The following is a 22,314-nucleotide window of genomic DNA, read 5'->3' as shown; positions in this document are numbered from 1 at the left end:
CAATACGCGTGCGGATAGCCACTTGCAGTCCCTCGATAGAGCTTCGCGCCTAGACGCCCGAAGGCGCACCCGCACGGGTGCGGCAGGGGCCAAAGAGCGCCGCGAGGGCGAGGATCACACCGGAAACGGTTGCGATCATGCCCGCCGCGCTCACGGCGTCGTTCATGCCGATCCATAGCGGGCCATAGCCTGCCAACACATAGCCAAGAATGGCCGAGAGCGTGGCGAAGACGACGCTCCACGCGATCTGGATCTCCAGTCGATTGGTCATCATCCGCGCCGCCGCAGGCGGGCAGATAAACATTGCGATCACAATGATCGACCCCACCGCATCAAACGCCGCCACCGCTGCAATCGCCGCCATGATCACAAGCGCAAGCCCCAAGAGATCGGTGCGTAGGCCCATGGTTCGGGCAAAGCCTTCATCAAATGTCGAAATATTCAGGGGCCGCCAGAAGAGCGCGATAAACCCGGCCACGACAACCAATGTCGCCGCCATCCGCGGCAGCTCGACGGGAAGATACGCCAGCGCCTCCGGATCGAGAAGTGACTCCCATCCGGTGCCATCCAGCCAGATCAGGCTCTCAAGGTTGCCATAGAGCGCATGCTCCACGTCCAGATGTACAGAGGACGTATCGCTCTGCTCCAACAAGAGTACACCCGCAGCAAAGAGCGTAGTGAACACAACGCCCATTGCCGCGCCTGGCTCAATCCGCCCGAGACGCCGGATCCCTTCGATCATCACAACCGCAACCACCGCCGCGCCGGCGGCCCCCAGCATCATCGGCCAGGTCGAAATTGCACCTGTCAGCAAAAAGGCCACGACGATGCCCGGCAGGGCAACATGGCTGATTGCATCCCCGATCAACGCCTGTTTGCGCAGCAGCAGGAAGTTGCCGGGCAGCGCGCAGGCCACCGCGGCAAAGATTCCGATCAACAGCGGCGTGAGCGACAGGGTGACAAATTCGCTGCCCATCTAGAAGGCCTCCCTCGGGGTGCCGATCTTGCGGTCGATCTCCGCGATCTGATCCGGGGTCAGCACGGTTTCGATTTCGCGCAGCCCATCATAGAGCGCCGCCGCCGCTTCTTGCGCCTGATCGCGGCGCAGGATGTCCCAGCGGCGCTCATCGCGCAGCGCCTTGGCGGCGCGCGCCTGTCCCGCCTTGGTGGCCACACCATCTGCGCGCACCAGACCTGCCCGAGACAAAAGCCGCAGAGTCAGGGGTTCATATATGGTCTGCGCTTGTGCAAGCGCCAAAAGCCCCTGCCGGATGTGCACGCGGCGCTGGAACCGACGGTGACGCAGCACCGCCGCCAGCACCCCTCGGTTGGGCGCTACCAGAAGCGAGAGCGCAAAAAGCGCAAAACTCATCAAGACGATGATCGGCCCCGTGGGCAGGTTCGGCGCCAAGGCCGAGACCACCGCGCCGAGATAGGCGGCAACAGCGCCCAGACCCCCCGCGAGGATCACCACATAGTCGGCCCGTTCGGTCCAGAACCGCGCGGTCACGGGCGGGATGATCAACAGTGCGACAATCAGGATCAACCCCACCACTTTGAGGCCAACCACCGTGACCGCCATCACCAGACCCATCATCAGCAGGTCGATCTTGTCGACCGGCAAGCCGCGTGCCGCCGCATATTCGGGATCAAATGCCACCATCGTCATGGGCCGTCGCGTCAGCAGGATCACCAGCAAAACCGCCGCGCCACCCGAGGCGATCACCAGCGCGTCCGAGTAGAGCATGCCAGCGGTGGAGCCGAGCAGGAACCCCTCAAGCCCTGCCTGACGGCCAACCCCAAGGGTCTGGATAACCGTCAAAAGCACCACGCCAAAACCAAAGAACACAGACAACACCGCGCCAATCGCCGCATCTTCGGCCAGCCGGGTGTTGCGGGTAAGCCAGTTCATGCACCAAAGCCCGATCCCCGCTGAAACAGCCGAGCCAACGAGCAGCACCGCTAGGCTGCGACCGTCTCCGCCCAGAGCCACAAGGATCAGAAAGGCCACGCAAACACCTGGCAAGGTTGCGTGGCTCACCGCATCCGACACCAGCGCCCGCTTGCGCAAGAACAGGAAGGTGCCAGTGATACCCGAAGCTGCGCCCAAGAGCGCCGCGCCGATCGCAACCAAGGTCGCGTTATAGCCCAACTGCAGGAACAGCGCGTCAATCAACATGCTCTGCTTGCCTTTCCGACCTGTTCAGGGTTCACAGAGGCCGCGCGATCTGTTCGATCTGCGCCGTGGCCAACCGCCCACCATAAGCCGCCTGTAAATTCTCCGCGGTGAAGGCCTCGGCAACCGGGCCTTCTGCCACCTTGCGGGTGTTGATCAGGAACACATTGTCGAAATAGTCCCGTACCGTCGCCAGATCATGATGCACCACCACCACAGTCTTGCCCTCGGCCCGCAGAGCCTTGAGGACGCCAATGATGGCTTTCTCCGTGGCCGCATCCACGCCTGCAAAGGGCTCGTCCAGCAAATAGAGGTCTGCGCCCTGTGCCAGGGCGCGCGCGAGGAACACGCGCTGCTGCTGGCCGCCCGAAAGCTGCCCGATCTGACGGGTGGCAAATTCGCTCATCCCGACGCGCTCCAGACAGTCTCTCGCGATCTTGTGGTGGGTCCCCCGGATGCGCCCCAAAAGCCCCAACTCGCGATAGAGCCCCATCATCACCACGTCGATCACCCGGGTTGGGAAATCCCAATCAACTGATGCGCGTTGTGGCACATAGGCTATCCGCGCGCGTTGATGGTCGAGCGGGCGACCAAACACCTGCACGCGGCCAGACACGGGCGGCACAATGCCCAGCGCGGCCTTCAGAAGGGTAGATTTCCCTGCACCATTTGGCCCGATGATCGCAGTCATCTGGCCCGGCTCAACTGTCATATCGACCGAAAACACCGCAGGCTTTTCACCGTAGCTGACAGTCAGACCACGAATGGCGAGCGGACTTTGATCCCACTGCGTATCCGATGCGGTCTGGCCATTATGGCTGGCCAATGAGAGCTGCATCATCAGTGCCCAGCCCCAAGCTTGCCGTCCATCCCGGCCCCAGGCACCTCTGCGCCCAAAGCGCCGGCAATAGTGGTAAAGTTATGGTCGAGCATGCCCACATAGGTCGCCTCATAGGTGCCATCCGCCCCCATCGCGTCAGAGAAGAGCTCGCCGCCAATCGCAACTGCATGCCCTTTGGCCGCCGCCCCTTCGATCAGCGCCCGCATGGAACGATCCGCAACAGAGGTCTCTACAAAAACGGCCTTGATCTGGCGCTCCACCAGGGTGTCGACCAAGGCGCCTATCCGGTTCAGCCCCGCCTCGGATTGGGTGGAGATGCCCTGCAGGCCCATCACCTCAAACCCGTAGTCACGACCAAAATATCCAAAGGCGTCATGCGCGGTGACCAGCACGCGGTTTTCCTGCGGAACGCCAGACACAACACGCCGCCCGTAATCTGACAGCCGGTCTAGCTCGCCAAGGTGGCGCTCGAGGTTGGCGGCAAAACGATCCGCAAGTGCGGGACGCGCAGCGGTGAGCGCGCGCGCCACTTCCTGCACCACATGCGCCCAGAGATCCGGGCTCATCCAGACGTGCGGGTCGAACTTATCCGCATAGTCGTCGTGACCACGCAAAAGATCCTTGGGCATGGCCTCCGCCACCGCCACGACCTCGCGCTTGCGTGCCAAACCGCGAAAGAAGTCCTCCATCTGCGCCTCGAGATAGAGGCCATGCCACAGGACCAGATCCGCGCGGGTCATCGCCGCGATGTCGCTGCGGGTCTGGCGATAGGCGTGCGGGTCGACCCCCGCACCCATCAGCGCCGTGACCTCTACATCCGCGCCGCCAATCTGACGCGCAGCATCCGCGATCATGCCCGTGGTCGCCACAACATTGAGCCGCCCTTCTGTGGCAACGACCGGTGTCGCAGCCAAAGCCGCCACAGCCCCAAGCCCCAAAAGCGTATGACGTCGGTTCAACATGTATGTGCTCCCTGTCCGCAAGATTCTCGCTTCTCTCCCGGTCAATATGAGAACGCTTCGCAACTTAGTCAATGAAAATGAGAATTATTCTCACAATAACTTCGTTTTTTGTCCTTTTGGTAAAAAATTGGACAGGAAAACCTCGGGGAAACCTTGCATCAAAGCGGGATCGCGTGCGATTTTGGGGGTGAAACGTTCGAGGACTCCCGAAAATGGACAGCCAAACCGCAGAAGACGGCACGCAGCCGCCGAAGACCTCCGCTGCCAAACCCTCCGCCAAGGCCAAGCCGACCGCAGCCGCCACGCAGGACCATGAACACAGCGACCTGCCCCGCAATCCGGGTATCGCGCTTGATCTCGACTGGGCCCTGAGCCTGGAGGCCAATACCTCCGCGATTGAACGCCGCTGCGCGAGCCTGCCGGGTCGGCGCTCGGTCAAGAAGGACTATCAGGCCGCTTGGCTCTTGAAGGCGATCAGCCTCATCGATCTCACCACGCTCTCGGGCGATGATACCGAGGCCCGCGTGCGCCGTCTCTGCGCCAAGGCGCGCCAGCCGGTGCGAGCGGATATTCTGTCGGCACTTGGCATCGACGGGATCACGACCGGAGCCGTCTGTGTCTATCACGACATGATCCCCGCCGCCGTGCGCGCGCTGCATGGCACCCATATCCCGGTTGCCGCCGTCTCTACGGGCTTTCCGGCGGGGCTGTCGCCCTTCCATCTGCGCGTCGAGGAAATCCGCGAAAGCGTGCGGGCCGGTGCCAAGGAAATCGACATCGTGATTTCGCGCCGCCATGTGCTCTCGGGGGACTGGCAGGCGCTTTATGACGAGATGAAAGCCTTCCGCGAGGCCTGCGGAGATGCCCACGTCAAGGCGATCCTCGCCACTGGCGAGCTTGGCACTCTGCGCAATGTCGCCCGCGCCTCGATGATCTGCATGATGGCGGGGGCCGACTTCATCAAGACCTCCACTGGCAAGGAGAGCGTCAACGCCACCTTGCCCGTCTCGCTGGTGATGATCCGCGCCATTCGCGAGTACTACGAGCGCACCGGCTTCCATGTGGGCTACAAGCCCGCTGGCGGCATCTCCAAGGCCAAGGACGCGCTGGTGTATCTCAGCCTCATGAAAGAGGAACTTGGCAACCGCTGGCTGCAGCCGGACCTGTTCCGCTTTGGCGCGTCCAGCCTTCTGGGCGACATCGAACGCCAACTCGAACACCATGTGACCGGCGCCTATTCCGCTGGCTACCGCCACCCGATGGCGTGAGGACCAAGATATGACAATCAAAGAGATCTTCGAGACCATGGACTATGGCCCCGCCCCGGAAAATGCCGCAGAAGCCCTTGCTTGGTTGGTCGACCAGGGCAGCCAGTTTGGTCACTTCATCAACGGTGATTTCACCGCCCCCGGCACAGTGTTCGAGAGCAAGAACCCCGCAACCGGCGAGGTTCTGGCAGAGCTGACACAAGCCACGCAAAAGGACGTTGATGCGGCTGTCAAAGCCGCCCGCGCCGCGCAAGAAGGCTGGGCCGCGATGGGCGGTTCCGGTCGCGCCACATACCTCTATGCCATCGCCCGCCTCCTGCAGAAACACAGCCGCCTCTTTGCGGTGCTAGAGACGCTCGACAACGGCAAACCGATCCGCGAGAGCCGCGATATCGACGTGCCGCTGGTCCAGCGCCATTTCTACCATCACGCAGGCCACGCGCAGCTGATGGATGACGAGATGAGCGACCGCGCCGCACTTGGCGTCTGCGGTCAGATCATCCCGTGGAATTTCCCGCTCTTGATGCTCGCGTGGAAGGTCGCGCCTGCACTCGCCATGGGCAACACGGTGGTTCTGAAACCCGCCGAATATACCTCGCTCACCGCGCTGCTCTTTGCCGACATCTGCCGTCAGGCGGGCCTGCCCAAAGGGGTCGTGAATATCGTAACCGGCGACGGGGCCGTGGGCGAGATGATCGTCAATGCAGAGGTCGACAAGATCGCCTTTACCGGCTCCACTTCGGTGGGGCGCAAGATCCGCGAAGCCACTGCAGGGTCCGGCAAGGCGCTGACGCTCGAGCTTGGCGGCAAAAGCCCCTACATCGTCTTTGACGACGCCGATCTTGATAGCGCCATCGAAGGCCTCGTGGATGCGATCTGGTTCAATCAGGGGCAGGTCTGCTGCGCGGGCTCCCGGCTCTTGGTGCAAGAGGGCGTCTCTGAGCGGTTCCACCAGAAACTGCGCGCACGGATGAAAACCCTGCGTCTGGGCGATCCGCTCGACAAATGCATCGACATCGGCGCCGTGGTCGACCCCGTTCAACACGCCGAGATCAGCCGTCTGGTGGCCTCGGCCACAAACTGCACCGTGCATCAATCGGCAGTCAACATGCCCGCAAAGGGCTGTTTCTTCCCGCCGACCCTGATCGAGGGCCTCTCGCCCTCTGATCCCTTGATGCAGGAAGAGATCTTTGGCCCGGTTCTGGTCTCTACCACCTTCCGCACCCCAGCAGAGGCTGTGGAGCTCGCAAACAACACCCGCTACGGGCTTGCGGCGACGCTCTGGACAGAGAATGTGAACCTCGCGCTGGATGTCGCACCCAAGCTCGTTGCCGGCGTGGTCTGGGTCAATGGAACCAATATGTTTGATGCCGCTGCCCCCTTTGGCGGCGTGCGCGAGAGCGGCTTTGGCCGCGAGGGCGGAGTTGAGGGCCTGATGGCCTATACCAAGCCCAAAGCACAGTCTGAGGCGCTCCAGCCGGTTGTGGCCTTTGAAGGCAACGCCAAGGGCGCCGCCCCAGAGGGCATTGACCGCACCGCGAAGATGTTTGTCGGCGGCAAGCAAGCGCGCCCGGACAGCGGCTATTCCAGACCCGTGTATGGCCCCAAAGGCGACCTATTGGGCCACGTCGGCCTTGGCAGCCGAAAGGATGTCAGAAATGCCGTAGAGGCCGCCAATGCGGCCAAGGGATGGGCCAAGACCACTGGCCATCTGCGCGCGCAGATCCTGTATTATCTGGCCGAAAACCTCGCCGCTCGCGCGGGGGAGTTTGCGGCCCGCATTGACGCAATGACCGGCAAAGGAGAGGGCGCCGCAGAGGTCGAGGCGTCGCTGCAACGCCTCTTCTCTGCCGCAGCCTGGGCCGACAAATACGACGGTCTCGCCCATGGCGTGCCGATCCGTGGCGTGGCTCTTGGCATGAAAGAACCCGTGGGCACCATTGGCGTCCTCTGCGCCGATGAGGCGCCGCTCCTGGGGCTCGTCTCGGCCATGGCCCCCGCCATTGCCATGGGCAACCGCGTGGTGCTCGCGGCCTCAGAGGCCTTTCCTCTGGCGGCTACGGATCTTTATCAGGTGCTCGAAACCTCTGATGTGCCCGCTGGCGTGGTCAATATCCTCACCGGCCCGCACAAGGACCTCGGTGACACAATGGCCAAGCACCTCGATATCGACGCGGTCTGGAGTTTCTCTTCCAGCGACCTCTCCAAGATGATCGAGGCCGCTTCTGCCGGGAACCTCAAGCGCACCTGGGTCAACAACGGCCACGCCTTTGACTGGTCGCGCGATCAGTCAAAGCGCTTTTTGCAGGCCGCCACAGAGGTCAAGACCGTCTGGATCCCATACGGCGAGTGATCAACGGTGGGGCTCCGGGCCTTCCCTGAGACCACCACAAAACCAAAGCGGCGCGGCCCCACCTGGGACCGCGCCGCATTCGATTTCAAACCACGTGCAGAGACTTAATCCGTAGAACTCAGCCCCTCGGGCTCTCCGACGACCACAAATCGCAGCCCGTCGGGATCAAGCAGCTCTTTGGCGACCCGGTTCACATCCTCAAGGGTCACCGCCTCGACCTTCTGGTTGCGGGTCACCACGTAATCGGTCGAAAGCCCGTCCATCTGCATCGCCACAAGGATCGATGCAATCTGGCTGTTACCATTGAACCGCAGGGGATAGGCACCCGTCAGATAGGTCTTGGCGTCCTGCAACTCCGCCTCCGTGACGCCGTTCTCGACCAGAACCTGCCACTGATCGCGCACCACGCCCACCGCTTCGGCCATTTTCTCATTGGCAGAGGCAAATGACCCCATGTAGGTGGCAGCCAGATCCCGCGGCACCAGATAGCTATAGACGCCGTAGGTGAGGCCCCGCTTGGTGCGTACCTCTTGCATCAGGCGGGTTTCAAACGACCCACCGCCCAAAATCTGGTTCAGCACATAAGCTGCAAAGAAATCGGGATCGTTTCGATCCATACCCTTCTGCCCAAAGAGCGCCACCGACTGCGGCGTTGCAAAGGGAACCACGGTGGTCCCCCCGGTCAACAGGACTTCTGCCGGACCGGGCATCGGCGCACCCTCGGCAGGGAGATCGCCCAAAAGCTCGTCGAGCAACGCCCCCAAGGCTTCGGGGGTGATGTCGCCCACCGCGCTCACATAAAGCCGGTCGCGGGCAAACACTGCCTCATGCGCGGCAAACATATCCTGACGCGTGAGCGCCGAGACACTCTCGATGGTGCCTTTGCCGTCGCTGCCATAGGGATGATCGCCAAAGGCCTGCTGGGCAAAGGTCTTGCCCGCAATCGCATTTGGGTCGGTCTGGTCCGAACGCAAGCCCACAAGCACCTGCGCACGCACCCGATCCAAAGCGTCCTGATCAAACCGTGGTTCCTGAATGGTCTGGCGCAAGAGCTCCATCACGTCATCCCGGTTCTCGCTGAGGAAACTTGCAGAAATTGAAACCGTGTCCTTGTCCGCGTCATAGGAAAAATCTGCAGCAAGGGCCTCAAGCGCGCGGGCATAGTCCTGCGCACGCAGCTCCCCCGCCCCCTCTTCGAGGAGCCCGCCCATCAGATGCACGGCCCCGCGTTTTCCGGGCGCATCCAGCGAGGTGCCGCCCCGGAACCGCAGTTCCAGCGCCGCGAAGGGGATACTGTGATCTTCGACCAGCCAAGCCTTGATGCCGCCAGGCGAGGTCACCTCCTTGATGTCGATCTCCGCCCGCGCCATCTGCGCAGCGAACATCAGCGCAAACCCGAGGCATAGCGCCATCAGGGCGCGTTTCACGGGACGCATGTCAAAAGCACGCGCACGTCGGGCTGTCTTGAAGCGGCTCATTGGGCGACCTCCTGCGGGCTTTGGATCAGGTATCCGGTGACCGAGGCTTGCGGGCGCAAGACCTCGCGCGCGACGGCGATGATCTCGTCTTCGGTGATGGATTGCAGCACCCGTGGCCAGTCCTGCACGTCCTCAACCGTCAGCCCGGAGGTCAACGCGCGACCATAGCGGTTGGCAATCCGATCGACGTCATCGCGGGCATAAATCTCCGAGGCGCGCAGCTGCAGCTTGATCCGGTCGAGCTGTGCGGTATCAACGCCAGCCTCAAGAAACCGCGCAACGCTGCGATCCAGCGCGGCCTCGGCCTCGTCCAGCGTGACGCCATCGGCAGGCACAATCACAAAATCAAACGTGGTGTCATCCAGCGACACCCCCGAATAGAAGGCTGCCGTATAAACCGCCACCTGCTGCTCGAACTGGAGCGCATTGGCGAGATAAGACGTGCTGCCCCCGCCCAGAAGCTGCGAGAGCAGATAAAGCGCCGCCGCTTTTTCCTGACTGCCACTGTCACGTTCGGGCGCCAGATAAGACCGCTGCACATAAGGCTGAGACACCCGGGGATCGGCAAAGGTCAGCCGGCGCGCCGCGGTTTGGGGGGGCTCCTCGCTGCGCAGCCGCTCGGGCAGATCTGGGTTGGCCGGGATCACGCCGTAATAGGTCTCGGCCAGCTTGCGGACCGCCTCGGGTTGCACATCGCCCGACACCACAAGGATGGCATTGTTTGGCGCATAATAAGTGCCGTAGTAGGACAGCGCGTCCTCCATCGACAGGGTCTCCATCTCATGCCGCCAGCCAATCACCGGCTGGCCATAGCGATGGTTGAGATATTGCACCGCGCGCATCTGCTCTCGAAACAGGGCCGTTGGATCATTGTCGGTGCGCTGATTGCGCTCCTCGAGGATCACCTCGCGCTCGGTCACGATGTCGGTCTCGGTGAGGCGCAGATTGCGCATCCGGTCCGCTTCCATCTGCATCATCAGCTCAAGCCGGTCGGCAGCCACGCGCTGAAAATACGCGGTGTAGTCATAGCTGGTGAACGCATTGTCGCGCCCGCCATTGCGCGCCACCGTCGCCGAAAGCTCGCCCGCCTCCAGCGTGTCGGTCCCTTTGAACAACAGATGTTCGAGAAAATGCGCAACACCGCTCTGACCGACTGGCTCATCTGCAGAACCGGCACGGTACCAGACCATATGCTGCACCACAGGGGCGCGATGGTCTTCGACCACGACCACCATCATGCCATTTTCAAGTGTGAAGGTTGTGACCATCTCGGCGCCGCTTTGCGAGGTTTGCGCGGCCCCTGCCCCATCCACGGACGTCTCCTGCGCCATAAGACCCGGCGCGCCAAGTCCTGTCGCCATCACGACGGCACAAAGCGCAGACCGCCAGCTGGCCCGAAGCCCCGACAGGATTGCTGCCTCAGTTGTCATGTGTCCTATCCTCCAGATCGGTACCCGAGCGCGCGCGACGACACGGCCCGGCGCAGAGTCGTTTTAGCCTGCTGGGCATCAAATTACGGTGCCGACCGTCAGCGACAAGACGGTTTGCCGAAATTGTGAAGGGTTATTCGCCGTTTGGTGGCGAAGAGGGCGTCGGAACCCCGGCCCGACGATAGGCGGCGCTGACGCGTTGCGGATCCAGCGCATCGCCCTCATAGGTTTCCGCATAGCGGTCCACGGGGAAGAGCTTGATATTTGCGAGAATCCCCGCCCTCTTGCGCCGCTTCGTGTCCTCGGCCGTCAATGTCTCGCGAATGTCACCTTCAACGCCGTAGCGGCTTGCCGCCGCCACCAATGTCCCTTCGGAGGCAGGGATCCCGGCGCCACTCGGCCGTCCGCCCAGCGCGACAATCGCTTCGGCCTGCGGGTTGCGGTCGGTGCGATTGCTGCCACCGGGCGTGGGCTCGGGCAGGGCAGCATAGCTTTCCGGCTGTTCCAGCGGTTTGCTGGGCAAAACGAGGAATTCATCCGGCGAGTTGCGGCGCGCATCCAGATCATGCAGCGGCTTGTTGGCACAAGCGCCCAGCAGCAAAATAGAGCTCAAGATGATCGGTGCAGTCACAAAGCGCATGGGGCGCGATCCTCTTTGTGCATGCCGCGCGACAGCCAGAACCCGGAAAGCGCCTCAGACATGCGTTATCAATCAGTTGGGTCCTTATCCGGCGATCCACCCGCCGCAGGCCCAGACGGTCTCCCTACCTCTAGCGCATATCGCGCAGGAGGTCACGCGGGCTTTTTTGCGCGGCCTTCAAACAGGATCAACCCTGCCGCTCCCGCAAAAATGAACACATCCGCGACATTGAACACATAAGGGTTGTTGATCCCGCAGCACGACATGTTGAGAAAATCGAGCACATAGCCATAGAGCACCCGGTCCAGCACATTGCCGAGCGCACCGCCGATGACCAGCCCTGCGCTGATCAGCATCAGGCGACTGTTGGCGTGGCTGCGGCGCACCCAGAGGAACACCGCAGCACAGATTATCAAAGAGATCCCGATCAAGATCCAGCGGCTGGAATCGCCGCCATCATTGAACAGACCAAAATTGATGCCCCGGTTTTCGCCATAGCGAAAGTTGAGCAAGGGCGGAGCCACATCAATGCGCAGCACACGCACCAGATCGAGGCCGAAGACGACTCCGATCTTGGTGGCCTGATCCACGATCAGCGCAATGAGGGCCGCAAGATACAGCGCGTAGCTCCGCATGGTCTTCTGATCTCCGGTCTTAGTGGCGGAAGTGGCGCATACCGGTAAAGACCATGGCAAGCCCCGCGTCATTCGCCGCCTTGATCACCTCGTCATCACGCATGGAGCCACCGGGCTGAATGACGCAGGTGGCGCCATTGGAAGCTGCTTCCATCAGGCCATCAGCGAAGGGGAAGAAAGCATCCGACGCCACTGCGGAGCCTTTGGCGAGGCTTTCGGGCAGTTCCATCGCATCCGCCATGCGCTGTGCTTTGACACCTGCAATCGTGGCGGAGTCGACGCGGCTCATCTGGCCTGCGCCCACGCCCACCGTCTGGCCGTCTTTGACATAAACAATCGCGTTGGATTTCACATGTTTGGCGACCTTCCAGGCAAAGAGCAGATCCGCCATCTGCTCTTCGGTCGGCGCCTTTTCGGTCACGACTTTCAGGTCGTCCATGGCCCGGTGGCCAACGTCCTTGTCCTGCACCAGCATCCCGCCCGAAACCTGACGGGTGGTCAGGCCTGCGTCCTGCGGGTTGGGCAGGCCCTCGGTGACCAACAGGCGCAGGTTCTTCTTCGCCGCAAAGATCGCCTTGGCCTCATCCGAGGCACCCGGTGCGATCACCACTTCGGTAAAGATCTGGGTGATTGCCTCTGCGGTCTCGGCATCAAGCGGCATGTTGAGCGCAACTATACCGCCAAACGCAGAGGTGCGATCGCAGTCAAACGCCTTGTTGTATGCCTCCAAGAGGGTTGCGCCACGCGCCACGCCGCAGGGGTTGGCGTGTTTGATGATCGCCACGGCCGGGCCGTCCTCGGGGGCGAATTCGCTCACGAGTTCAAAGGCTGCGTCGGTGTCGTTGATGTTGTTGTAGGAGAGTTCCTTGCCCTGCAACTGCTCTGCGGTCGCCACGCCCACACGCTCGGTGCCATCGGTGTAGAAGGCCGCATCCTGATGCGGGTTCTCGCCATAGCGCAGCGTCTGCGCAATCTGACCGGCAAAGGCACGGCGGCGCGGCGCCTCAAGACCGATCGCACCGGCCATCCAGTTCGACACAGCGGCATCATAGGCAGCGGTGCGCGCATAGGCGTTCTGTGCCAGCCACTGACGGAAGGCAAAGGAGGTCTGACCGTCGTTCTGGTCCAGCTCCTCCAAGAGGACGCCGTAATCCTCAACATCCACCACCACATTGACAAACGCGTGGTTCTTGGCCGCCGCGCGGATCATCGCGGGACCACCGATGTCGATGTTCTCGATCATTTCGTCATAGGCCGCACCGCGCTTCAGCGCCGCCTCAAAGGGGTAGAGGTTCACCACCAAGAGGTCGATTTCGCCAATGCCATGCTCGGTCATCGCGGCCACATGCGCGTCATTGTCGCGCAGAGCCAGAAGGCCGCCATGCACCATCGGATGCAGGGTTTTTACGCGGCCATCCATCATCTCGGGAAAGCCGGTCACCTCGGAGACGTCCTTCACGGTCAGCCCGGCATCGCGCAGCGCCTTGGCGGTGCCACCGGTCGAGAGCAGTTCAACCCCGCGCTCAGCGAGGGATTTACCCAGCTCGATCAGCCCGGTTTTGTCAGAGACGGACAGAAGGGCGCGGCGGACGGGGTGGAGGTCGGTCATCGGTGTCAGAATCCTTGTTCAGGTTCACTCTTCGTAGGCCATGGGGTCGTCGCGGGCCAAGTCGCGCACGGCCACAGCCGTTTCCTGCGCCTTGCTGAGGGTCCAGCGGATCTGGGTCGCATATTGAATGGCCCGGCCCGACAGGACGATTTGCAGCGATTGACGCGGCTTCAAGCGGGCCTTTTCCAGGTAAACGCTGGTTTCCAGCTTGAGGTCGCATTGACCATCGTGACGGAATACCCAGATTTCCCCACTCTTGAGCGCCATGGATACTGCTGCGCCCCCTAAGTCAAGGGCTGCGTCCACATCCGGGTGCAAATGGAACCGTAAATCATAGCCAATACCGCGCAGGCCGCCCGCGTCCAGCGCCCTGTCGAAGCGCTTTTTTGCGGCGTCATCAAGTGCCAGCACCATGTCCTCGCCCGACACCATGCGCCCGTCCACCGACAGTTCCAAAGAGCGCGCAATGGTCACGCCATAGGATTTGGCATAGCCATCATGAGCACCCTGAAACCGATACCCATCCACAAGGTCTTCGCGCTCGATTGGCACATCGGTGGGCGCGTCGATCAGGAACTCATGTCCCGTGCCCTTTTGCGGCGCGGCCAGCCGGGCGCTTGAGTGCCCTTCGATACAGAGCGCAGAATGAGAGGGCGTGGCCCGTCCCGCCCGGCGCCACTCCAGCCCGAAATTCTCGCCCGCGCCGCAATTCACGATCAAGGGACGCCGCCCGGACGTTAGCTCGAAAGCCAAAGTCGAAGCGTGTGCATTGTAGGAGGCCTTGCCAACGGGTGGCACGGTGGCATCAATGATGAGCGAAGTGCGCCGCGCAGAGAGCCTCGCAAACCCCATCGCCAGCCCTTCAAAGGGTCTTGCAGGGACATGCGAGGCGGCCAGCGCGTGATCGAGCCAGCCCTCCTGCCCACGCCCGCCGCCATGAAACCGCGCCAGCGCCCCGTCGCTGTGGCGCAAGGCCCGCAGTGTGGGTGCGATACGATCCAGCGCGGCGTGATGCTCGCGCGGCACCGACCGTCCCGCTTCATGCAACGCCGCTGCGGCCCATGTGAGCAAGGTGAACACATCCAGTAGCTCTTCGGGGTTGCGGGTCGGCAGGCCGCCCTCGGCGTTGATCTGCTGCGCGCAGTCCTGAGCCAGCGCTTTGACCGCAGGGTCTGCGAGTTCCTCGCAGCCCTTGAGCGCAAGCCCCGCATAGATCAGCCCGGTAAGCGCCTCAAACCGCGGCAAGCCAGGCGATGCCCCCTTCCAGCGCTGCGACAGGAACCACGTCTGCTGCGAGAGAGACCGATAAAAGGCATCGGAGGCTCGTTTGTCCTGACCACTCAGCAGGAATAGGGCGTGGTTGATCCATCGAATCACGCGCCGCCCGGTCAGATCCGGCGACCAGCCGGGACCAGTGCCCTTGCCAAACTCATCGATCCAGCCCCAGACCCAGTGCTGGGCCTTGCTGCGCGCCTTCAGATCGCCAACCGCGGCCAGATCATCGAGCCATGTACAGCCCTGGCGCTCTGCCTCAAAGGCAAAATCAGGCGCCTCCACATCCCAAAGGCCAGTGGTGTCACTCTCTACCAGATAGCCTGCAAACAGGAGGTTGCCGGCCACCAGCTGCCGCCCACGCGCAAAACTGCCTATGGTACGCGGCTCGGGCTGCGAGACAAACCCAGTGGCCGCGGGCTGTTTGCGCGCCTTCCAGGCGGTATAGCGGTTCAGCAGTCGCGTGCCGCGACTGGCCATTCGGTCATATTTGGACATGCTCTCTTGCCTCACGCGCCTTTGGCGTTTTGGCGGGAGGATAACGCGCCTGCGGTCGGGAGTCATGCGCTCTGTTGCGACGAGGACGCCAGAGCTGCAAACTCTCCCGCCCGTCGCGTATCATCAGAGCAGGGTCCGCTCCCGTTGGGCCGGGCGCCCTGCGGGCGGGGCACCGGGTGCCTTGCGGAGCCTTAGACCTCGGCCTTTACGAGTTCGGCCATGTAGAACCCGTCCATACCGCCAATCTCGGCCCAATAGTCCGGTCTGAGGCGCAGGCCACCTTCTTCGGTGATCCAACTTGGATCAATACCCGAAAGCGACTTCAGCCGGTCGCCGATCCGGGCACCGGGGAACATCTCGAGCATATCTTCGACCTGACATTCACCTTCGTCTGGCAAGAGGGAACAGGTACAGTAGACCAGACGCCCTCCGGGCCGCACCAGCCCCCAGGCGTGGGCGAGCATCTGCGCCTGCAGCTCGATGAGCCCGCCAAAACCGGCACCGTCCTTGGCATGGGGCAAATCCGGATGGCGGCGGATGGTACCTGTGGCTGAACAGGGGGCATCCAGCAGAACCGCATCATACTGCCCCTTTTGTTCAAACACATCGCCTGCAACAACCGTGGCAGAGAGCCCGGTGCGCGTGAGGTTCTCCTGCAGACGCGCAAGGCGGTTTTCGGAAATATCAACCGCTGTGACCTGAGCCCCTGAAGCAGCCATCTGCAAGGTTTTGCCGCCGGGCGCCGCACAGAGATCAAGCACACGTTCGCCGCGCGCAGCATTCAAAAGCTGCGCCGGAAGGGCTGCGGCTGCGTCCTGCACCCACCACGCCCCCTGTTCATAGCCGGGAAGGGCCGAGACTTGACCCGCTTCCTGCAAACGCAGGCTTCCAGTAGGGGTCATCGCACCTTCCAGCGCCGCCAGATCTGCCCCCGGCTTGGCGCTCAGATCCAAAGGCGCGCCTTTGTAATGGGCCGCTTCGATTGCGAGCATCGCATCGCTGCCCCACGCCTGCACCAGAGGCGCGCGCAGCCATTTGGGCAAACGCGGCACCCGCAGCTTGGCCCATTCGCCGGGCCCCTCGGTGGCCACCTTACGCAGCACCGCATTGACCAGCCCCTTGAGCTGGCCATGGCGACGGTGACGCGCCACGAGATTGACGATGTCATTCACAACCCCATGCGCCGCGCCGCCCGAACAGAGCTCGACAGTGCCCAGACGCAACGCATTGCGCACATGAAGCGCCGGCGGCTTGCGCAGATGTTTTGCAAGCACGCGGTCGGCCCGTTCCAGCGCGCGCAGGACCTGCAGCGCGAGGCGTTGCGCGCGGGCCCGATCCGCGGGCTCGAGCCGCTCCAAGATCTGCGTCTGACACTCCGAGAGCAAGAGCCCTTCGCCCAGAACCTTGTCGAGAAGCGCAACCGCAGCGCGACGGGCATCTGAGGCGGAGGAAGGATGGTCAGTCATAGAGAAGTGCTCCTGATCGGGGATCGGCTTGTCCACATCGGACGCGGGCGTATATCATAGGCTCAGGATAAAGAAACCCATGCTGCGGAGAAGCCCCGATGAGCGACACCCCCGAATCCAACCGGGCAAAGGACCTGCCCGCAGCCGCCCAGCGCGCGCTGGCGGAGGCTGAGGAACGCCGCAAGGCCCGTGACGCGGAAAAACCGTTGCCAACCGAGCTTGGTGGTCGCGACGGCCCCGATCCCGCGCGCTATGGCGATTGGGAGAAAAAAGGCATCGCGATCGATTTTTGAGCACGGCCAGTTCTTGAGCACGGCCACAAGGGGCTCTGCCCCTCGCTCCCTGCGGGCGCTCACCCCGGGATATTTGGGGTTAGAAGAAGCTTCGGCGCTTGCAGCTTTTTCCAGATACCCCGGCCGGGGGCGCCGACCCGGAGGTCGGCCCGATGCGGTTAAAGCCCCCATGTGATCAAGGCTTCAGATCTTGCTCAAAGCCCGAGAACATCAATCATGTCGTAGGCGCCGGCGTCTTTGCCTTGCCCCCAAAGCGCGGCCTTGAGTGCGCCACGGGCAAAGATCGCGCGATCCGTGGCCATATGGCGCAGCACGATGCGCTCGCCCGCTGCTGCAAAAAGAACGTCATGCTCTCCGACGATGTCGCCACCGCGAATGGCCGAGAACCCAATGTCGCCTTTTTTGCGTGCACCCGTGATCCCATCACGCCCCCGGTCCGAAACCTCGGCAAGCGCCACACCCCGGCCCTCTGCCGCAGCTTCCCCAAGCATCAATGCGGTGCCCGAGGGCGCGTCCACTTTGTGGTGGTGGTGCGCCTCGATCACTTCGATATCGAAATCCTCGTCGAGTGCGGCGGCGACCTTTTTGGTCAGTTGAACCAACAGGTTAACGCCCAGAGACATGTTTCCGGCGCGGACCAGAACCGTGTCCTGGGCCGCGGGATCCAGCTGGGCGATTTCCGCCTCGCTCATGCCCGTAGTTCCGATCACATGTACGCAGCCAGCCTCTGCGGCCAGTTTGGAAAAGGCGATCGTGGCCTGCGGTGCGGTAAAATCAATGACCGCCTGTGCGCCCGCGAAGGCCGAGCCCGCATCGTCGGTGACCACAACTCCAAGGGCCGCGCCCCCCATTGCGATACCAATATCCTGACCGACCCAGTCGTGGCCTTCGCGCTCGACCACACCGGCAAGTTCGGCTTTGTCGCTGTCCAGCACCGTCTTGATCAGCATTTGCCCCATGCGCCCCGAAGCGCCGGTGATCACGATCCCTGGTTTATCCGTCATGGCCTCACTCTCTGATTGGACTATCCGCTGGATTCCTCCTACCCTGCTGAGGACCGCTTGGCAAAGGGCGGCTTTCGGCATAGATCGAGTCTTATGGCAAAGAACAAGTTCCACGACGGGCCCGGCCCCTCTCAACGTCAGCTTCGCGTCGGCGAAGTCATCCGGCGCACACTTTCCGAAGTGCTGGCGCGTGGTGACATCCATGATCCGGAGCTGAACCGTCTCTCTATCACTGTCGGCGAAGTGCGCACCTCGCCGGATCTCAAGATCGCAACGGCCTATGTGCTGCCTCTCGGAGGCAAGGGCCAAGAGGACGTGCTGCAACTGCTCGCACGCAACAAGAGCGAGCTGCGCCGCGCCATTGGCAAGAAGACCGGGCTGAAATTCACCCCCGATCTGCGATTCCAGATCGACGAGACTTTTGATCGCATGGATGACACCCGGCGGCTGTTCAATCAGGACGCGGTGCGCCGCGATCTGGAGGACTGAGGCCATGTGGCGCGCTCTGCTGTGGGGCCTGCCTCTTGGGATTGTGCTCTGGTCGGGACAGGCCTCTGCCGTCGAGTGCCAGGACCTGGCCTATGAAGGCAATCGCTATGCCCTGTGCGAGGTGGACGCCAGCCGGGAAGAGCTTCGACTGTTCCTGCGCGACGATACGGGTGCGGTCATGGGGCATTTCTCTACCATCGAGGACCGACTCGAAGCAGAAGGCAAGACACTGGCCTTTGCCACTAACGCAGGCATGTATCACTCTGATCGCTCGCCGGTGGGGCTCTATGTGGAGGACGGCAGCCAAGAGATGCGGTTGGTTACAAACCCCGGTCCTGGCAATTTTGGGCTTGTGCCCAATGGCGTCTTTTGCCTGCGTGAGGGGCGGGCCGATGTAATCGAGACCCTCGCCTTTGAGGCCAGCGGCACCACCTGCAAAAGTGCGACCCAATCCGGGCCAATGCTGGTGATAGACGGCGAGCTGCATCCTCGGTTCCTCAAGGACAGCGATTCCCGCTACATCCGCAATGGCGTCGGGACCAGCGCCGATGGCCGCCGCGTGGTCTTTGCGATTTCGCGCAATACAGTGAACTTCCACGATTTTGCGGGCCTCTTTCGCGATCACCTCCAGCTGCCCCAAGCGCTTTATTTTGATGGAAATATCTCGCGCTTGCATGCGCCTGACCTGCAGCGATCAGATGCGGGCTTCATGATGGGGCCGGTGGTGGGCGTGATCGAAGATCGCGACACGAACGAAGGCGACACGCTACAGAATTGACAGCCCGTCAGTCCTGCGCTACGCCGCGCGCCTTATCCGACATTTCTGAGGGCATTCATGGGACGCAAACGCAAGGGACGCGACATTTCCGGCTGGTTGGTGGTGGACAAACCCGCAGGCCTCACCTCGACGGCGGTGGTCAACAAGGTCCGTTGGGCGTTCGACGCCAAAAAAGCAGGCCATGCCGGTACGCTCGACCCCGAGGCAACCGGTGTGCTTGCGGTGGCGCTTGGCGAGGCGACGAAGACCGTACCGTTTATCACCGACGCCATGAAAGCCTATACGTTCACCGTGACCCTTGGGGCGGCGACCAATACGGATGACGCCGAAGGTGAAGTGATTGCGACCTCTGCAGAGCGCCCCACGGATGATGACATCAAAGAAGCGCTGCTTGGCTTTATTGGCGAAATCCAGCAGGTGCCACCGAAGTTCTCCGCTGTAAAAATCGACGGTCAGCGTGCCTACAAGCTGGCGCGGGACGGCGAAGACGTGGAGCTTTCCGCCCGTCCGCTCTGGGTCGAAGAGCTGGTGATGCTGGATCGTCCCGACGCCGATCATGTTGTGCTGGAAATGACGTGCGGCAAGGGCGGCTACGTGCGTTCCATCGCGCGCGATCTGGGCGAGAAACTCGGCTGTCTGGGCCATGTTCAAGAGCTGCGCCGGATCTGGTCCGGCCCGTTTGATGCAGAAGATGGCGTGACCCTTGAACAGATTGACGCGCTTGCAAAATCACCCGAGATCGACCAGTTCCTACGGCCGCTTGAGGAGGGACTTGCGGATCTGCCCGAGCTGAAATGCACACCGCAAGGCGCGACCCGGCTGCGCAACGGCAACCCGGGCATGGTGATCGCCTCTGACGTGGAATATGGCGAGGAAGCCTGGGCCTCTCTTGAAGGCAAAGCCGTGGCCGTGGGCACCTACAAGGCCGGAGAGCTGCACCCTTCGCGCGTTTTCAATCAGGACTGAGGCGCTTTACCCGCGTTGCGCGCACGCGCCATTCACGCTCGCACAATCAAGATTAAGACACTGTAAAGTATAGGGAAAAGCCGCTGACCCATTGTTTCGCACGCGAAACAATGGGTCAGACGTATTGACCTTCCCGCCCGACCCTTGTGTGAGCGGCTCGGTGGATGCTGCTACACCGGCGCCGGGCAGCAATTGCACTTCGCCCCGCGATGCGCCAAAACCCGCCCCATGATCACACGTCATCACGTTAAGGGCGATGCACCCTCCACCGCGCTCTATTCCGATTGCGAAACATATCGCTACAGCCTGACCCGGATCTGGGAGCCGCAGGGGCAAAAGGTGATGTTCGTGATGCTGAACCCCTCCAAGGCAACAGAGGTCCAGAACGACCCCACCATCGAACGCTGCGAAAGACGTGCGCGGGCGCTGGGGTTTGGCGGTTTTCAGGCCACAAATATCTTTGCCTATCGCGCCACCGACCCACGCGACATGCGCGCCGCAGCGGATCCCGAAGGGGCAGACAATATGTCGGTGTTGCAGGCGGGTCTTGACTGGGCCGATATGGTGATCTGCGCGTGGGGGACCCATGGGGCGCATCGCAACCAAGGCCCTCGGGTCGCCGCAGCATTGCGGGCCAGCGGTCGCCCGCTGCACCACTTGGGACTAAGCAAAGCCGGTCACCCCAAACACCCCCTCTATATTCCCTATGCGCAACAGCCCCTGCTCTGGCGTCAAGATATTGAGCAATAAGGGCTGCATGCACCTGCGTTCCTGTTTTGTTTAGAGTTTAGCCATCTCTTTGTGAGAGGCTCTCCCTCGTTAAAGAGTGTCTGAAACGAAATGGACCGGTGCCATGTTGTGGTTGGCCAGTATCCTCGGAATGGTCGCAGTTGGCAGTGCGATCATGATTGATTTTGAGTCCGATGACGCGGACTCGGACGAAACAAATCCCGATGCCGAAGCGGATGGCACCGGCAGCACAATCGTCTCGCCTGACGAATTCCTCACGGGCGTCGACCCTGCTGGCAACGATGCCTCCGACACCACAGAGACAGACGAGAGCCCTCAGATCGCTGACGGTGACGGCACTGATGAGCGCAATATCATCCTTGGTACGGAGGATCTCGATCAGCTCTCTGGCGGCGCGACCGATGATGAAATCTCGGGGCTGGGGGGCGATGATCAGATCAACGGCTATGACGGCAATGACTACCTCAGCGGTGGCGCGGGTGCGGATGACCTTTATGGCGCGGCCGGAGAAGACACGCTCCATGGCGACGCGGGCGACGATCACCTCGACGGAGGAGAGGGACAGGATTCTCTCTCTGGGGGCGACGGCGCTGATTCCCTGTTGGGCGGGCTGGAGGCGGACAGCTTGCAGGGCGACGCCGGCGACGACACGTTGCATGGCGGCTCCGGCGCAGATGTGGTCGCGGGCGGCGCGGGCAGCGATGCGGTGCATGGCAACGACGATGACGACCGTGTGTTTGGCGGCGCGGGCGAGGACACGCTGTTTGGCGGGCGTGGCAATGACGTGGTCACGGGCGCAGACGACGATGCAGAGCGCGACTTTATCAACGGCGGTGACGGCGACGACACGTTGATTGCCGGGGCGTCGGATTACGTCACAGGTGGCGATGGCGCGGACCAGATACTGCTTGGCGATTGGATCGCACAAGGCACTGTCGAGCTGGTCGATTTCAACAGCGCCGAGGATCAGCTCCACCTGATCTATGATAGCGCGCAGGGTCTGCCCGAGCTGGAGCTCGAACCCGATCCGGACACACCGGGACAGACACTTGTGCGTCTGGACGGAGAGATCGCCATGCGCCTCACCGGGGCTGAGACCCTGACAGCAGATGAGATCTTGCTGGTGGAGGCCGAGGCGGGCGACGTGGCGCATCTGCCATTGCCAGAATAGGGTGGCCACTGTGCCCATTGCCTATCCCGAGACTGTTGAACAAAGGGTGCCGAATGGCTTCTGTTGAGAAAACACCAGCAAACGGGTGCTTAGCCCCTCTTCCCCGAACCGCACCGCGCGCGATTTCCTTTGCAAAACGGGTCTGAATTCCGTAATGACCCGCATCCCGATGTGGAATCACCGCCACTTGGGACTCTCCATGGGCCTGCGCTGGACGACATCCCGGCCTGCGCCA

Annotated in this window: 20 protein-coding genes; 8 read left to right on the top strand and 12 right to left on the bottom strand. The window is 62.2% G+C overall.

What is annotated here, in order from left to right; translation table 11 throughout:
• Positions 1-49: 49 nt before the first annotated feature.
• The 4 genes from ACZ1HH_RS00500 to ACZ1HH_RS00485 are packed head-to-tail and all read right to left on the bottom strand — an operon-like array spanning position 50 to position 3,979.
• Entirely contained in the window at positions 50-976 is a 927-nt protein-coding gene (locus ACZ1HH_RS00500) for a metal ABC transporter permease (protein WP_472637023.1), read from the bottom strand.
• Complete coding sequence (locus tag ACZ1HH_RS00495; RefSeq protein ID WP_472637022.1) at positions 977-2,179, bottom strand: metal ABC transporter permease; 1,203 nt, start codon at positions 2,177-2,179, stop codon at positions 977-979.
• A gap of 31 nt (positions 2,180-2,210) precedes the next feature.
• Positions 2,211-3,014: a metal ABC transporter ATP-binding protein gene (locus tag ACZ1HH_RS00490; RefSeq protein ID WP_472637333.1), complete on the bottom strand. Its 804-nt coding sequence runs from the start codon at positions 3,012-3,014 to the stop codon at positions 2,211-2,213.
• Between the two features lie 2 nt (positions 3,015-3,016).
• The gene (locus tag ACZ1HH_RS00485; RefSeq protein WP_472637021.1) at positions 3,017-3,979 is read right to left on the bottom strand and encodes a metal ABC transporter solute-binding protein, Zn/Mn family; all 963 of its coding nucleotides are present in this window, start codon (positions 3,977-3,979) and stop codon (positions 3,017-3,019) included.
• A gap of 212 nt (positions 3,980-4,191) precedes the next feature.
• Here ACZ1HH_RS00485 and deoC point away from each other — a divergent pair, with 212 nt between their 5' ends.
• Positions 4,192-5,247 carry a deoxyribose-phosphate aldolase gene (gene deoC, locus ACZ1HH_RS00480; protein WP_416367712.1) on the top strand — a complete coding sequence of 352 codons (1,056 nt, stop codon included), beginning with the start codon at positions 4,192-4,194 and terminating at the stop codon, positions 5,245-5,247.
• Positions 5,248-5,257: 10 nt separating this feature from the next.
• A complete protein-coding gene (locus ACZ1HH_RS00475) occupies positions 5,258-7,600 on the top strand; it encodes an aldehyde dehydrogenase family protein (protein WP_472637020.1) in 2,343 nt (780 codons plus the stop codon).
• Between the two features lie 104 nt (positions 7,601-7,704).
• Here the strand turns inward: ACZ1HH_RS00475 and ACZ1HH_RS00470 are convergent, their stop codons facing one another.
• The 7 genes from ACZ1HH_RS00470 to ACZ1HH_RS00440 all read right to left on the bottom strand — a co-directional run bounded on the left by ACZ1HH_RS00470 (position 7,705) and on the right by ACZ1HH_RS00440 (position 16,628).
• Positions 7,705-9,078: a M16 family metallopeptidase gene (locus ACZ1HH_RS00470; RefSeq protein WP_472637019.1), complete on the bottom strand. Its 1,374-nt coding sequence runs from the start codon at positions 9,076-9,078 to the stop codon at positions 7,705-7,707.
• A complete protein-coding gene (locus ACZ1HH_RS00465; protein WP_487320329.1) occupies positions 9,075-10,508 on the bottom strand; it encodes a M16 family metallopeptidase in 1,434 nt (477 codons plus the stop codon). The genes ACZ1HH_RS00470 and ACZ1HH_RS00465 overlap by 4 nt, the downstream gene beginning before the upstream one ends.
• Before the next feature lie 133 nt (positions 10,509-10,641).
• Complete coding sequence (locus ACZ1HH_RS00460) at positions 10,642-11,148, bottom strand: DUF3035 domain-containing protein (RefSeq protein ID WP_472637018.1); 507 nt, start codon at positions 11,146-11,148, stop codon at positions 10,642-10,644.
• A gap of 152 nt (positions 11,149-11,300) precedes the next feature.
• Positions 11,301-11,783, bottom strand: a complete 483-nt coding sequence (gene lspA / locus ACZ1HH_RS00455) for a signal peptidase II (protein ID WP_011537461.1) — start codon at positions 11,781-11,783, stop codon at positions 11,301-11,303.
• Between the two features lie 19 nt (positions 11,784-11,802).
• A complete protein-coding gene (gene purH, locus ACZ1HH_RS00450) occupies positions 11,803-13,392 on the bottom strand; it encodes a bifunctional phosphoribosylaminoimidazolecarboxamide formyltransferase/IMP cyclohydrolase (RefSeq protein WP_472637016.1) in 1,590 nt (529 codons plus the stop codon).
• 24 nt (positions 13,393-13,416) lie between these two features.
• On the bottom strand, positions 13,417-15,162 hold the full coding sequence (locus tag ACZ1HH_RS00445) for a heparinase II/III family protein (protein WP_472637015.1): 1,746 nt from the start codon (positions 15,160-15,162) through the stop codon (positions 13,417-13,419).
• 191 nt (positions 15,163-15,353) lie between these two features.
• The gene (locus ACZ1HH_RS00440; protein WP_472637014.1) at positions 15,354-16,628 is read right to left on the bottom strand and encodes an RsmB/NOP family class I SAM-dependent RNA methyltransferase; all 1,275 of its coding nucleotides are present in this window, start codon (positions 16,626-16,628) and stop codon (positions 15,354-15,356) included.
• 98 nt (positions 16,629-16,726) lie between these two features.
• Between ACZ1HH_RS00440 and ACZ1HH_RS00435 the strand changes: the two genes are divergently transcribed.
• Complete coding sequence (locus tag ACZ1HH_RS00435; protein ID WP_011537457.1) at positions 16,727-16,921, top strand: DUF1674 domain-containing protein; 195 nt, start codon at positions 16,727-16,729, stop codon at positions 16,919-16,921.
• A gap of 194 nt (positions 16,922-17,115) precedes the next feature.
• On the opposite strand, the gene dapB is transcribed toward ACZ1HH_RS00435, so the two are convergent.
• Complete coding sequence (gene dapB / locus ACZ1HH_RS00430; protein ID WP_011537456.1) at positions 17,116-17,925, bottom strand: 4-hydroxy-tetrahydrodipicolinate reductase; 810 nt, start codon at positions 17,923-17,925, stop codon at positions 17,116-17,118.
• A 93-nt stretch (positions 17,926-18,018) separates the two neighbouring features.
• Between dapB and rbfA the strand changes: the two genes are divergently transcribed.
• From rbfA to ACZ1HH_RS00405, 5 genes are all read left to right on the top strand, one after another.
• Positions 18,019-18,414, top strand: a complete 396-nt coding sequence (gene rbfA / locus ACZ1HH_RS00425; protein ID WP_005636729.1) for a 30S ribosome-binding factor RbfA — start codon at positions 18,019-18,021, stop codon at positions 18,412-18,414.
• 4 nt (positions 18,415-18,418) lie between these two features.
• The gene (locus ACZ1HH_RS00420; protein ID WP_011537455.1) at positions 18,419-19,192 is read left to right on the top strand and encodes a phosphodiester glycosidase family protein; all 774 of its coding nucleotides are present in this window, start codon (positions 18,419-18,421) and stop codon (positions 19,190-19,192) included.
• Between the two features lie 57 nt (positions 19,193-19,249).
• Positions 19,250-20,158 carry a tRNA pseudouridine(55) synthase TruB gene (gene truB, locus ACZ1HH_RS00415; RefSeq protein ID WP_472637013.1) on the top strand — a complete coding sequence of 303 codons (909 nt, stop codon included), beginning with the start codon at positions 19,250-19,252 and terminating at the stop codon, positions 20,156-20,158.
• A 228-nt stretch (positions 20,159-20,386) separates the two neighbouring features.
• Entirely contained in the window at positions 20,387-20,908 is a 522-nt protein-coding gene (locus ACZ1HH_RS00410) for a DUF1643 domain-containing protein (RefSeq protein WP_472637012.1), read from the top strand.
• A 103-nt stretch (positions 20,909-21,011) separates the two neighbouring features.
• On the top strand, positions 21,012-22,079 hold the full coding sequence (locus tag ACZ1HH_RS00405) for a calcium-binding protein (protein WP_472637011.1): 1,068 nt from the start codon (positions 21,012-21,014) through the stop codon (positions 22,077-22,079).
• Positions 22,080-22,314 lie beyond the last annotated feature (235 nt).

Source organism: Epibacterium sp. HA2-3, from assembly GCF_055693725.2.
The sequence above is the reverse complement of the archived record's forward strand: the minus strand, read 5'-3'. Positions and strand labels throughout refer to the sequence as shown.

Coding starts and splice junctions, on each gene's coding strand:
- ACZ1HH_RS00500 (WP_472637023.1), bottom strand. CDS start 976: ATGGGCAGCGAATTTGTCACCCTGTCGCTCACGCCGCTGTTGATCGGA.
- ACZ1HH_RS00495 (WP_472637022.1), bottom strand. CDS start 2,179: ATGTTGATTGACGCGCTGTTCCTGCAGTTGGGCTATAACGCGACCTTG.
- ACZ1HH_RS00490 (WP_472637333.1), bottom strand. CDS start 3,014: ATGCAGCTCTCATTGGCCAGCCATAATGGCCAGACCGCATCGGATACG.
- ACZ1HH_RS00485 (WP_472637021.1), bottom strand. CDS start 3,979: ATGTTGAACCGACGTCATACGCTTTTGGGGCTTGGGGCTGTGGCGGCT.
- deoC (WP_416367712.1), top strand. CDS start 4,192: ATGGACAGCCAAACCGCAGAAGACGGCACGCAGCCGCCGAAGACCTCC.
- ACZ1HH_RS00475 (WP_472637020.1), top strand. CDS start 5,258: ATGACAATCAAAGAGATCTTCGAGACCATGGACTATGGCCCCGCCCCG.
- ACZ1HH_RS00470 (WP_472637019.1), bottom strand. CDS start 9,078: ATGAGCCGCTTCAAGACAGCCCGACGTGCGCGTGCTTTTGACATGCGT.
- ACZ1HH_RS00465 (WP_487320329.1), bottom strand. CDS start 10,508: ATGACAACTGAGGCAGCAATCCTGTCGGGGCTTCGGGCCAGCTGGCGG.
- ACZ1HH_RS00460 (WP_472637018.1), bottom strand. CDS start 11,148: ATGCGCTTTGTGACTGCACCGATCATCTTGAGCTCTATTTTGCTGCTG.
- lspA (WP_011537461.1), bottom strand. CDS start 11,783: ATGCGGAGCTACGCGCTGTATCTTGCGGCCCTCATTGCGCTGATCGTG.
- purH (WP_472637016.1), bottom strand. CDS start 13,392: ATGACCGACCTCCACCCCGTCCGCCGCGCCCTTCTGTCCGTCTCTGAC.
- ACZ1HH_RS00445 (WP_472637015.1), bottom strand. CDS start 15,162: ATGTCCAAATATGACCGAATGGCCAGTCGCGGCACGCGACTGCTGAAC.
- ACZ1HH_RS00440 (WP_472637014.1), bottom strand. CDS start 16,628: ATGACTGACCATCCTTCCTCCGCCTCAGATGCCCGTCGCGCTGCGGTT.
- ACZ1HH_RS00435 (WP_011537457.1), top strand. CDS start 16,727: ATGAGCGACACCCCCGAATCCAACCGGGCAAAGGACCTGCCCGCAGCC.
- dapB (WP_011537456.1), bottom strand. CDS start 17,925: ATGACGGATAAACCAGGGATCGTGATCACCGGCGCTTCGGGGCGCATG.
- rbfA (WP_005636729.1), top strand. CDS start 18,019: ATGGCAAAGAACAAGTTCCACGACGGGCCCGGCCCCTCTCAACGTCAG.
- ACZ1HH_RS00420 (WP_011537455.1), top strand. CDS start 18,419: ATGTGGCGCGCTCTGCTGTGGGGCCTGCCTCTTGGGATTGTGCTCTGG.
- truB (WP_472637013.1), top strand. CDS start 19,250: ATGGGACGCAAACGCAAGGGACGCGACATTTCCGGCTGGTTGGTGGTG.
- ACZ1HH_RS00410 (WP_472637012.1), top strand. CDS start 20,387: ATGATCACACGTCATCACGTTAAGGGCGATGCACCCTCCACCGCGCTC.
- ACZ1HH_RS00405 (WP_472637011.1), top strand. CDS start 21,012: ATGTTGTGGTTGGCCAGTATCCTCGGAATGGTCGCAGTTGGCAGTGCG.